The organism is Lentzea albidocapillata subsp. violacea, from assembly GCF_900100275.1.
GTDB lineage: Bacteria > Actinomycetota > Actinomycetes > Mycobacteriales > Pseudonocardiaceae > Lentzea > Lentzea violacea.
This window is the reverse complement of the sequence record NZ_FNET01000001.1, coordinates 580,924-592,719: the sequence shown is the minus strand read 5'-3', so window position 1 is coordinate 592,719 and position 11,796 is coordinate 580,924. Positions and strand designations below refer to the sequence as shown.

The following is an 11,796-nucleotide window of genomic DNA, read 5'->3' as shown; positions in this document are numbered from 1 at the left end:
CACGCCGTCTCCTGAGGCATGATTGGTGTCCGAACGGATACCGAGGAGACGTGCGTGGCGGAGGAGCCAGGCGTCGCCGTGCGAGCGACCAGCAAGTTCCGCATCGACGTCCCCGTCACGCGAAGCGCCTATCTGCATCAGGTGGACCAGATCGCGCCCGCCGACCTGATCGGACGCGAGCACGAACTGGCCGAACTCGCCGAGTTCTGCACCGCGCCGGCCACCTCGGGCCGATACCTCTGGTGGCGAGCGGAGGCGTGGTCCGGCAAAACCGCCCTTCTGTCGTCGTTCGTGCTGGATCCCCCCGCCGGCGTCCGGGTCGTCTCGTTCTTCATCACCGGACGGCTGCCCGGCCAGAACGACCAGACGGCGTTCCTCGACAACGTCCTGGAGCAACTCGTCACCCTGATGGGGGCCGAGATCCCGGATCTGCTCACGGAGACCACCAAACACGCTCACGTGCTGCGGTTGCTGGACGCCGCGACCGCCGACTGCCGATCCCGCGACGAGTCCTTCGTGCTCGTGGTCGACGGCCTGGACGAGGACAACGGCGCCGGCGGGCACAGCATCGCGTCCCTGCTGCCGGTGCGACTCCCAGCCGGCATGCGGGTCGTCGTGGCCGGCCGTCCCAACCCACCCGCAGACGCCCCGGACGACCACCCACTGCGATCGGGTGCGGCGGAGATCCGTGCGCTCGTTCCGTCCCCGGCCGCGGTTGCGATGCGGCGGGAGGCGGAACGCGAACTCAAAGCCCTGCTGCACTCCAACGACTTGGAAAAGGACCTGCTCGGCCTGATCTGCGCGGCAGGTGGTGGCCTCACCGCAGCAGACCTGGCCGAGCTGACCGAAACCTCGCCGTACGAAACCGAACGCCGCCTGCGCTCTGTCGCGGGACGCAGCTTCGCCCGCCGCGACAACGCCTATCTCCTGGCGCACGAAGAACTGCGGGTGACCGCGACAGAGATGCTCGGGCCGCGTCTCACCGGATACCGCGACCGGCTGCACGCCTGGGCCGACGGATACCAGGACGACGGGTGGCCCGAGACGACTCCCGACTACCTCCTGCACCAGTACCCGCCCATGCTGCGGTCGCTCCCAGATCCTGCACGCCTGGTCGAACTGGCGACAGATCGGGCACGTCAGGCACGGCTGCTACGGCGGACCGGTGGCGACGCGGCCGCACACGCGGAGATCCTCGCCACCCAGCAGGTGATGACCGATCACGACTCCGCGAACCTGCTTGCCATCACGAGACTCGCCGCGACACGCGGGGACCTCGACGCTCACAACGGAAGCCTTCCCGTCGAGCTGCCCGCCGTCTGGGAACTGCTCGGACAGAGACGGCGTGCCGAGGCACTCGCTCACGGCTTCGTCGACCCGCTCACTCGATCAGAGGCGTTGTCGCTGTTGACCGCCGCCATCGCGGACTCAGGAGATCTCGACCGAGCGCACCACACGGCCGACAGCATCACCGTGCCACGGTGGCGAGCGCTGACGTTCACCGACCTCGCACTGACCGTGGTCGGCACCGGTGACGACCAGCGCGCCGGCGACATCCTCAGGGAAGCCGAGAAGTCGGTGAGCAAGATCCAGGACGACGACAGTCGAGCTCGCGCCCTGATCGGCGTCGCCGGTGTCTGCGATCGGCTCGGACACCACGACCGGGCGCAGACGTTGCTCGACGAGGCCGAACCGGAGACCTTGGGTGAATTCACCCTGCTGACGAGCGAACTCACCAGGTGCTCCGAGATGATCGGTGACTCCCGAAGAGCCGACCGCTTGGTGGCCGCCGCGTCCGAGCCCCTCGAGCGGGCCATGCTGCTCGCTGAGATGTCCTCGTGCGCACTGGCTCGCGGCAATTCCGGGCGCGCCACGAAGTTGCTGGATGACGCGGAGGCTCTCGCAGCGCAGTTGACCCACTTCGACGACCAGCTCACCGCAACGGCTGCGATCACCAGGTCCGCGGCCGGCTTCCCGGATCGCTCATCCATGTTGCCCGATCTGGATTTCGAGGTGCCGGAAGACGTGGAGGACGCCGGTGAGCGGGACAGTTTCCTGCTCGCGCTCGTGGACTGCACTGTGGCGCGCGGAGATCTGAAGAGCAGTGAGCGCGCTGCTCGCCTGATCAGCCCATCAGTGGACGCCGCTTCGGCACTGGTCGAGGTGGCTCAGCTCGCACTCACCCAGGGCGAGCGCGAGCGCGCTGACGCCGTGATCGCGACCCTCACCAGCTCTCACAAGTACGAAAGTCTGTTGGGCGATCTCGCGTTGCACGCGGCCAAGCTGGGCGAAACCGCGGACGCCGAGGTGTTGGCCGAACTCGCCGAGACGATTTCCCGCCAAGGTAGCGCGCCCTACCGCGAGAAGGTCGCGACTGACGCGGTGTCAGCCCTGTGCTCGCTGGGCTGGTACGACGACGCAGAAGACTTCGCCGCCACAACTTCTGTGACTGTGCACGTAGAGCTTCTCACCGTGATGCTCGCGTCAGTCGACCCGGTGAGTGAGCAGGAGCGGTTCTGCCGTATTGCCGACGCTGCCGTCTCCCTCTGGCGGGAAACGACGAAGGCGGATTCCGACAAGCTCTCCCAGAAGCTCGCGTGCGCCTTGGCCGCAGCAGGAGATGCCGACAGAACGAGAGCAGTCGTCAGTTCGATTTCTGACTCGGTCACACAGGCGACCGCGACAGCGAGCGCCGCCCTCGCGGCCGCACCCGTCCACGTGAAACTGGCCGTCGAACTCGCCCTGCGCGCCTTCAGACAGATCTCACGACTCGATTTCATGGACCAGCTCTGGCCGATGTCCGATGCCTCCTCCGCACTCATGATCGCCGACGACTCACCTCGCACGAGGAGGATGATCAGCAACATGCTGAGAGGAGGATGGCACTTCCTCGACCGGTCGACGTACGAGATCGCCAAGGCCTCGGCATTGGCCGGCCACTACGAACGTGCGATGAAGCTGGCCGAGGACATGGGCGAGTCCGATCGCGAATCCGTGCTCGGGCACTCGGCAGCGGCCATGGCGGCAGCCGGCCTGATCACCGACGCTCAGCGCATAGCCGACACCCTCGAAGGCCAGTCAGGCCGGGACAAAGCGATGTTCGCGATCACGATCGCGGTCGCCAAGACACGTGAGTGGTCACTCGCGCGGAGCCATGTCGGCTCCCTGCACGACGGTAATACCCAGGCCCACCTGCTCGGCGAACTCGCGATCGTGGCAGCGGAAACCGGGGAAACCGCCATGGCGAAGAGGTTCGTCGCGGAGGCCGTCACGACGGCACGCTGGTCTGTGCCCTTGAGGGCACTCGGTCGAGTCGACCCCGATGCCTTGCGAGCGATGGTCGCCTGTATTAGGGCAGGTTGGAGCCAGCCGGATCACTCGAGGACGCTCATCCGCACGTCGCCGGACAGCCGATAGGGCCGCGTCTCCACCAGGGCCCCCAGCAACCGCCGCAGCCGCGACACCTCCGCCCGCACCGTCACCACGTGCTCGGCGTCCCCGTACAGCGCGTGGCTCAACGCCTCGGCGGACAGCCCCTCCCGACCGGCCCGGTGCAGCAGCACCAGGATCTCCGCGTGGCGCCGCGTGACCGTGCGGCGCCAGTCCGCGTCACCGCCGGAGAGCCGGACCTGCGGAGTCCGCGTCAGATCGAGTTCAAGGCTGACCGTTCGGTCCACAGAGGACGGACGGATCAGCCACCCGCCCGCGAGGCGTTCCGGCACGCAGGCCCCGAGGCCCGGTACCGCGACGGGCTGCCCGGCCACCGGCACGGCGATGCGCGAGCCCACCGCCACACCGTGCGAAGCCGCCACCCAGCCGTGGTCGTCCACGATGAGCGACGGCCCGGACAGCAGGGCCGCGGTACGCAGGCGGTCGAGACGTTCCTGGTGGTACCGCCACAGCCGCGACTCGGCCAGCATGCGGCCGGTCTCGACCAGCGCGCCGATCGCCGGATGCAGGGTCAGCGCGGGCCCGCTCACGTCGATCACCCCGAGCAACACACCGGTGCGCGGGTCGTGGACGGGTGTCGCCGTGCAGTACCAGGGGTGCTGGCCCTGCTCGAAGTGCTCACCCGCCAGGAGTTCGACGGGGGCGGCCTCGGCGAGAGCGGTGCCGATGGCGTTGGTGCCGACGCGGCGCTCGGTCCAGTCGGCGCCCTCGAAGAAGCCCAGCGAGTCGGCACGACGGCGGACGGCCGGGGTGCCGGAGCGCCACAGGATGACTCCTTCGTGGTCGGTGACGACCAGCAGCAACTGCGACGCGTCGGCGAGGGAGCCGACGACCGCGCGCAGGTCCGGGACCACCTCGCGCAACGGCGACGCCTCCTGGCGGCGGCCGATCTCGGACGGGCCCAGCCAGTCGCGGGTGTTGACGTCGTCGGCTCGCAGGCCCAGGTCGAGGACGCGGTTCCAGGAGCGGGAGACGAGGGCGCGCGGGCGCAGGGCGGAGTGACTGCCGGCGATGACCGCGTCGTGCATGCGCACGAGCTCGCGGGCATACGTGGGCAGGTGCTGACCGGGCGGCACTGCCCTGGGCACGCTCACCGGTCGAGCATGGACCAGGGATGCAATCCGGTGCAACGGTTTCACCGAAGCGTGGGAAGGGGGTGAATGCAACCACGACGAGCGACGAGGAGTGGCGATGACGCAGACCATGGATCGCACGGCACAAGCTCGCGTGGACGCCTGGCTCGAGCAGTTCGAGGCCGCGCTCAAGGCACGGGACGTCGACGCCGCCGCCGGGATGTTCGCCACCGACAGCTACTGGCGCGACCTGGTCGCCTTCACCTGGAACATCAAGACCGTCGAAGGCCGTGAGGGCATCGCGGACCTGCTCAGCGCGTGTCTCGACGGCGCCGATCCGGAGAACTTCCGCACCACCGAGACGCCGGCGGAGGCGGACGGGGTCGTGGAGGCGTGGCTCGAGTTCGAGACGGCCGCCGGGCGGGCGCGCGGGCACCTGCGGCTCAACGACGAGGGCGCCTGGACGTTCCTGACGAGCCTCTACGAGCTGAAGGGCTTCGAGGAGAACAAGAAGGAGACGCGGTCCAAGGGCGTGCGGCACGGTGTGATCGAGGATCGGTTGTCGTGGGCGGAGGAACGCGAGCGCGAGCAGGCCGAACTCGGGTACGCGCAGCAGCCCTACGTCGTGGTCATCGGCGGCGGCCAGGGCGGCATCGCGCTCGGCGCCCGGCTGCGGCAGCTCGGCGTGCCCGCGCTGGTGCTGGAGCGCAACGACCGGCCCGGCGACTCGTGGCGCAAGCGGTACAAGAGCCTCTGCCTGCACGACCCCGTCTGGTACGACCACCTGCCCTACCTGCCGTTCCCGGACAACTGGCCGGTGTTCGCGCCCAAGGACAAGATCGCGGACTGGCTGGAGATGTACACGCGCGTGATGGAGGTGCCGTACTGGACCCGTTCGGAGGTCAGGTCGGCGTCCTACGACGGTGCACAGTGGACGGTCGAGGTCGACCGGGACGGCGAGACCGTGACGCTGCACCCGAAGCAGCTCGTGTTCGCGACAGGCATGTCCGGCAAGGCGAACGTGCCGTCGTTCCCCGGCGCGGAACTGTTCGAGGGCGACCAGCACCACTCCTCGAAGCATCCCGGACCGGAGGCGTACGCGGGACGCAAGGCCGTCGTGATCGGCTCGAACAACTCCGCACACGACATCTGCGCGGCGCTGTGGGAGCACGGCGCCGACGTCACGATGGTCCAGCGCTCGTCGACACACATCGTGCGCTCGGACTCGTTGATGGACATCGCCCTGGGCGACCTCTACTCGGAACGGGCCGTCGCCGCCGGCGTCACGACCGACCGCGCCGACACGATCTTCGCCTCACTGCCGTACCGGATCCTGCCGCAGTTCCAGATCCCGGTGTACCAGCGGATCAGGGAACGGGACGCGGACTTCTACGCGCGCCTGGAGAAGGCCGGCTTCGACCTCGACTGGGGCGACGACGACTCCGGGCTGTTCCTCAAGTACCTGCGGCGCGGCTCCGGCTACTACATCGACGTGGGCGCCTCCGAGCTCGTGACGGACGGCAAGATCAAGCTCGTCCGCGGCCAGGTCGACCGCCTGACCAAGAACACCGTCGTGCTCTCCGACGGCACCGAACTGGAGGCCGATCTCGTCGTCTACGCCACCGGCTACGGCTCCATGAACGGCTGGGTCGCCGACCTCGCCGGGCAGGAGATGGCCGACCGGGTCGGCAAGTGCTGGGGCCTCGGTTCCGGCACGACCAAGGACCCCGGCCCGTGGGAGGGCGAGCAGCGCAACATGTGGAAGCCCACCCGGCAGCCGGGGCTGTGGTTCCAGGGCGGCAACCTGCACCAGTCGCGCTACTACTCGCTCTTCCTGGCGCTGCAGCTGAAGGCGCGGTTCGAAGGGGTGCCCACGCCGGTCTACGGCCTGCAGGAGGTGCACCACCTCAGCTGAGCAACAGGTCACGCTGAACGACGACGCCGCGCCCCGGTTCAGGACAACGCCGGGGGGCGGCGTCGTTGTCTGGGAAGGGAGGACATCGACGCCACCCCAACGCGGTCCGGCCACACCTGTGAGGGTGACACCCGGCCGCTGCCGTACATCCGTGGCAACACCCAACTTCACCTGGGACCATGGCACGGCCATCCACGCACCGCTCGCCACGGAGTGCGTGGCGCCGACGAGTGTGAGCAGCCGGATGATGGGTTCGTGCCAGAGGAACCGCAGCCCCTCTCTCACGTCCCCGACGAGTTCCTTTCCGCCGCGTAGGGGCCGTGGATTGGCCATGCTGCTGGTGATCACACGCAACAACAACGCCGATCCCACAGCCGTCAGTGCGTTCACCGCCAGCAATCCCGCCGGGGCAACGATCGTCACGAGCAGACCGGTCGCACCGGGCACCACGAGTTCCATGACAGTTGTGCGAACAGCAGGTACGGCAACGCCTCCGCCGCCGAGCCGGTCAGCCGGTAGACGAGGACCGGCAGCGCCACCGCGGACACCACGGCGCCGACGACCGAGAGCATCCGCGCGTTCAGGTACCGGTTGAAATCACGTTCGGCGCTCACTGGCTGTACCGGGCGGCGATCGCGGTGGCCCGCTCCCTCAACGCGGCCCGCAACCACTGTGGTTCAAGGGCTTCCGCGCTCGTGGAGAGCTGCCACAACGCCCACTCCGCGTGCCGCGCGTCCTGGAACGTGACCTCCATCCGCAGCCAGTCGTCATCGGACTCCTCGGCGAGCACGGCCAGTGCGGTGCCCACCAGTTCCTCCCGCCGCGCGGGGTGCACCCGCAGCACCACGGCGACCTGGTCACCACCGGTCCGGAACCGCGTGCTGCGTTCCTGCCAGGCCCGGTCGAGGTCGACCCGGTCCGGCCGCTGCGCGGGTTCGTCGAGTTCCTCGGCGGCCAGGATCCGCGACAGCCGGTAGGTCCGGTCCTCCCCCGCCTTCCTGGCCAGCAGATATCCCTGCTCCCGCACGGTGACGAGGCCGATCGGGTCCACCGTCCGCCACTCTGCGGCTTGATCCTTGGCCGCGTAGTGAATCCGCAGCCGATGTCCCGCGAACACCGCGCGACGGACCTCCGCCACCACCGCGTCGGGCAGCTCCTCCTCCACGGCACGCCGCGAGAGGAGGTCGATCTCCGGATCGATGAGCAACCGCTCCGCCGCACCCGCCGCCGTCTGCCGATAGCTCTCGGGCAGCGCGTCGACCACCTTCAGCATGGCCGAGGCGAGCGACGAGCCGAGGCCGAACACCTGCGCGCCTCGTCGTGAGCCGGCGACCAGCAGGGCGAGCGCCTCGTCGTGGTTCAGGCCGGTGAGTTCCGTCTGGAAGCCGGGCAGCAGTGCGAACCCGCCGTGCCGGCCGCGTTCGGCGTAGACCGGGACGCCGGCCGCGGACAACGCCTCGATGTCGCGCAGGACCGTCCGGGTGGACACCTCGAGTTCGCGGGCGAGGGTGGCCGCCGACAACTGGCCGTGCCGCCGCAGCAGCAGGACCAGCGAGACCAACCGGTCGGCACGCATGCGAAAACCGTACGGGAATACGTGACAGAGGGTGTCGTGTATTGCTTGCGAGGCTGACGGCACTGTCGAAGAGATCGAATGGAGCTGTCGTGGCTGTGGAACGAACGCCGGTCAACCCGTGGACGTGGTCGGCGGAGCTGGGGTACCACCAGGGCGTGGTCGTCGCCGGGCAGACCCGCACGCTGTACTGCGCTGGCCAGACGTCGATGAACGGGGACGGCAAGCCCGAGCACGCCGGTGACATGGGGGCGCAGCTGGCGCTGAGCCTCGACAACCTGGAGGCGGTGCTGGCCGGGGCGGGGATGTCGCTCGCCAACCTCGTGCGGCTCAACGTCCACACGACCGACGTCGACCTGCTGTTCCAGCACTACGGCGTGCTGGCGGCGCGGCTCGGCCAGGCGCGGGTGGCGCCGCCCACGACGATGCTCGGCGTGAGCAGGCTGGCGCTGCCGGACCTGATGGTGGAGCTGGAGGGGACGGCCGTGGCGTGACGATCGGCGTGGGCAGGCGCAGCCGGACCTGATGGTGGAACTGGAAGGGACGGCCGTGGCGTGACGCTCCGGTGACGATCGGCGTGGGCAGACGCAGCCGTCGCGTGCCGGCCGCGGAGTAAGTCCACCGGTACGAGTCGGCAGCGCCGGCCTGGCTCCCGTCAGGTCGGCGCTGCCGGGAGGCGCGGCACTGTTCTAGATAGCAGGTACCTCGATCGACTCGATGGCGGCGGCCGCGAGCGGGGTCGCCGTCTGCGCATAGCGGGTGGCCAGCGACTGGAACAGCTGCTCCGCCTCGATCGCGGGCCAGTCGCCGGCCAGCAGTTCGGCGGGCAGGTGCGGGTCCTGGCGCACGAGGTCGAGCCAGTCGCCGTGCAGCACCAGCTGGCGGGCCAGGTCGTCCGGCAACGAGGCGTCCGGCTCGCGCCACCTGGCGAGGAAGTCCTGGTAGCGGGCGGCGATGGCGGCCGTGTCGAAGGCGCGGCGGGCCAGGTCCGCCGCCTCGGTCGGCTTGGCGTGCTGGGCGGTGAAGACCGTGACGTTCTCCGCGAGCCCGTCGACCAGCTCGCTCACGTCGTGGGCGCCGGGGGCGATCCACAGACCGTTCTGCACCGGGCCGAACCCCGCCCACTGCAGCTGGGAGCGCAGGTCGTGCCGTTCGCCGCGGCGGCCCTCCGGCAGGGAGAAGCCGACCAGGGTCCAGGTGCCGTCCCAGTCCCGGTTCACCGCGCCGCGCTGCCAGATGCGGCGCTCACCGTCCTGCAGCACGCCCGTCGCGCGGGCGGTGAGTCCGAAGTAGACCTTGCGGCCGCTGCGGTGCTTGGCGAGCAGACCGCGCGACGTCATGCGGGTCAGCGTGGAGCGCACCGCCTCCTCCGAGACGTCCACGCGCCCGAAGACGTCGATCACGCTGCCCGAGTAGACCGCGATGTCGCGGCCCAGCACGTACAGGCCGAGGAAGTTCAGCATCAGGGACTGGGGCGTCACGCCGCCCACGATACATGTTGGGCAGCATCTAGACGAGCGTCATTAATATGCCCTACTTTGGGCGGGACCCCCACGGAGAGGACTCGCCTGATGGAGCTGTCGGGAAAGGTCGCGATCGTCACCGGCGCCGGCCGCGGGCTGGGCCGGGCGTACGCGGAGGCGTTGGCGCGCAACGGGGCCCAGGTCGTGGTCAACGACGTGGACGAGGTCGTCCACGAGGTCGCGACGAGCATCGGCGGACGCGCGGTGATCGCCCCGGTCGGGACGGCCGAGACCGCCGACCTGCTCGTCGACGCCGCCGTCGAGGAGTTCGGCCGGCTCGACGTCCTGGTCACCAACGCGGGCATCCTGCGCGACCGCGTGCTGTGGAAGATGAGCGACGACGACTTCGACGCCGTGATCAACGTGCATCTGCGCGGCACCTTCACCTGCGCACGCGCCGCGGCCGTGCGGATGCGGGAGCAGGGAACGGGCGGCAGCCTCGTGCTGGTCTCGTCGCCCGCCGGCCAGCGCGGCAACTTCGGCCAGACCAACTACGCCGCCGCCAAGGCCGGGATCGCCGCCATGGCACGGACCTGGGCGCTGGAACTCGCCCGGTCCGGCATCGCCGTCAACGCGGTCGTCCCCGTCGCCGCCACCGAGATGACCCGCACGATCCCGGCCTTCGCGCCGTTGATCGAGGAGTCGGAACGCACCGGCGCGCCGCTGCCGGAGTGGGTGCGGCGTGACGAGGGCCTGGGCACCGTCGAGGACGTCGCCGAACTGATCGTCTACCTCGCCTCGGACGCGGCGAAAGGCGTTACCGGGCAGGCGATCGGCATCGGCGGCGACCGGCTCGCGCTCTGGTCGCACCCTGCCGAGAAGCAGGTCCTGTTCGCGGACGGCGGCTGGCAGGCGGGCTCGATCGCCGGGCGGTTCGGCGAGTTCGAGCCCGAGACCTACGGGATCGCGCAGCCGGTGGCCCGATGAACATCGACGAGATCATCGCCATCGACGTCCACACGCACGCCGAGATCTCCGGCGACGGCCACAGTTCACTCAGCCCAGCGCTGCTCGAGGCGTCCGCCAAGTACTTCAAGGCCGCCCACCGCCAGCCGACGATCGCCGAGACCGCCGGGATCTACCGCGAACGGAAGATGGCCGCGGTGATCTTCACCGTCGACGCGGAGCACGCCACCGGCCATCCCCGCATCTCCAACGAGGAGATCGCCGCCTCCTGCGCCGAACACGCCGACGTGCTGATCCCGTTCGCGAGCGTCGACCCGTGGAAGGGCCGCACGGCCGTCCGCGAGGCCCGCAGGCTCGTCGAGGAGCACGGTGTGCGGGGCTTCAAGTTCCACCCGAGCCTCCAGGACTTCTCGCCGGACGACCGGATGGCGTACCCGCTCTACGAGGTGATCGAGGAGCTCGGCGTGCCCGCGCTGTTCCACAGTGGACAGACCGGGATCGGCGCCGGCGTGCCCGGCGGTGGCGGGATCAGGCTCAAGCACTCCAACCCGATGCTCGTGGACGACGTCGCCGTGGACTTCCCGCACCTGCGGATCGTGCTCGCGCACCCGTCGTTCCCGTGGCAGGACGAGGCGCTCGCGGTGGCCACGCACAAGCCGTTCGTGTACATCGACCTGTCCGGCTGGTCGCCGAAGTACTTCCCGCCGCAGCTCGTCCGCTACGCCAACACCGTGCTGCAGGACAAGGTCCTGTTCGGCTCGGACCACCCCGTCATCACCCCCGACCGCTGGCTGGCCGACTTCGCGAAACTCGAGATCAAGGACGACGTACGTCCCAAGATCCTCAAGCACAACGCCGCCCGCCTGCTCGGACTCGTGAAGGAGGACGCGTGACCGTCTCCGTCCAAGGAATCGCAGAACTCAGGACCCTGTCGGGAAAGAGCCTCGGGCACACCGACTGGCTGCAGATCGACCAGAGCCGCGTCGACACGTTCGCCACCGCCACCGACGACCACCAGTGGATCCACGTCGATCCGGAACGCGCCGCCTCCGGCCCGTTCGGCGGCACGATCGCGCACGGCTACCTGACGCTGGCGCTGCTCATCCCGTTGATGAGCGAGCTCCTCGAGGTCTCGGGCGTGCGGATGAGCCTGAACTACGGGCTGGACAAGGTGCGGTTCCCCGCGCCCGTACCCGTCGGCGCCAAGATCCGGCTGCTCGGCCAGGTCGCGTCCGCCGAGGACGTGCCGGGCGACGGCGTGCAGCTCACCGTCGACTTCACCGTCGAGATCGAGGGCTCCGCGAAGCCCGCTTGTGTCGCACGTGCCGTCTACCGCCACTACACATGAGGTGAAGT

At 69.4% G+C, this 11,796-nt stretch carries 10 protein-coding genes; 6 read left to right on the top strand and 4 right to left on the bottom strand.

The window, feature by feature from the left end; all coding sequences use genetic code 11:
- Positions 1-54: 54 nt before the first annotated feature.
- Positions 55-3,417: a P-loop domain-containing protein gene (locus BLR21_RS02395; protein ID WP_090003959.1), complete on the top strand. Its 3,363-nt coding sequence runs from the start codon at positions 55-57 to the stop codon at positions 3,415-3,417.
- On the opposite strand, the gene BLR21_RS02390 is transcribed toward BLR21_RS02395, so the two are convergent.
- Complete coding sequence (locus BLR21_RS02390) at positions 3,375-4,544, bottom strand: sigma-54-dependent transcriptional regulator family protein (protein ID WP_090003958.1); 1,170 nt, start codon at positions 4,542-4,544, stop codon at positions 3,375-3,377. The genes BLR21_RS02395 and BLR21_RS02390 overlap by 43 nt on opposite strands.
- Positions 4,545-4,641: 97 nt before the next feature.
- Here BLR21_RS02390 and BLR21_RS02385 point away from each other — a divergent pair, with 97 nt between their 5' ends.
- Positions 4,642-6,438: an NAD(P)/FAD-dependent oxidoreductase gene (locus BLR21_RS02385; RefSeq protein ID WP_090004457.1), complete on the top strand. Its 1,797-nt coding sequence runs from the start codon at positions 4,642-4,644 to the stop codon at positions 6,436-6,438.
- A gap of 419 nt (positions 6,439-6,857) precedes the next feature.
- Here BLR21_RS02385 and BLR21_RS02380 read toward each other — a convergent pair whose 3' ends face one another.
- A complete protein-coding gene (locus tag BLR21_RS02380) occupies positions 6,858-7,052 on the bottom strand; it encodes a hypothetical protein (protein ID WP_090003957.1) in 195 nt (64 codons plus the stop codon).
- On the bottom strand, positions 7,049-8,014 hold the full coding sequence (locus BLR21_RS02375; RefSeq protein ID WP_090003956.1) for a helix-turn-helix transcriptional regulator: 966 nt from the start codon (positions 8,012-8,014) through the stop codon (positions 7,049-7,051). Before BLR21_RS02375 ends, BLR21_RS02380 begins: the two co-directional genes overlap by 4 nt.
- A 95-nt stretch (positions 8,015-8,109) precedes the next feature.
- Between BLR21_RS02375 and BLR21_RS02370 the strand changes: the two genes are divergently transcribed.
- The gene (locus BLR21_RS02370; RefSeq protein WP_090003955.1) at positions 8,110-8,505 is read left to right on the top strand and encodes a RidA family protein; all 396 of its coding nucleotides are present in this window, start codon (positions 8,110-8,112) and stop codon (positions 8,503-8,505) included.
- 195 nt (positions 8,506-8,700) lie between these two features.
- Here BLR21_RS02370 and BLR21_RS02365 read toward each other — a convergent pair whose 3' ends face one another.
- Positions 8,701-9,492: a PaaX family transcriptional regulator gene (locus BLR21_RS02365; RefSeq protein ID WP_256334394.1), complete on the bottom strand. Its 792-nt coding sequence runs from the start codon at positions 9,490-9,492 to the stop codon at positions 8,701-8,703.
- A gap of 90 nt (positions 9,493-9,582) precedes the next feature.
- Here BLR21_RS02365 and BLR21_RS02360 point away from each other — a divergent pair, with 90 nt between their 5' ends.
- Genes BLR21_RS02360 through BLR21_RS02350 form a run of 3 tightly spaced genes read left to right on the top strand, consistent with a single transcriptional unit; the run spans position 9,583 to position 11,788 of the window.
- Entirely contained in the window at positions 9,583-10,461 is an 879-nt protein-coding gene (locus BLR21_RS02360; RefSeq protein WP_090003954.1) for an SDR family oxidoreductase, read from the top strand.
- Positions 10,458-11,333 carry an amidohydrolase family protein gene (locus BLR21_RS02355; protein WP_090003953.1) on the top strand — a complete coding sequence of 292 codons (876 nt, stop codon included), beginning with the start codon at positions 10,458-10,460 and terminating at the stop codon, positions 11,331-11,333. Before BLR21_RS02360 ends, BLR21_RS02355 begins: the two co-directional genes overlap by 4 nt.
- Complete coding sequence (locus tag BLR21_RS02350; protein WP_090003952.1) at positions 11,330-11,788, top strand: MaoC family dehydratase; 459 nt, start codon at positions 11,330-11,332, stop codon at positions 11,786-11,788. The genes BLR21_RS02355 and BLR21_RS02350 overlap by 4 nt, the downstream gene beginning before the upstream one ends.
- Positions 11,789-11,796 lie beyond the last annotated feature (8 nt).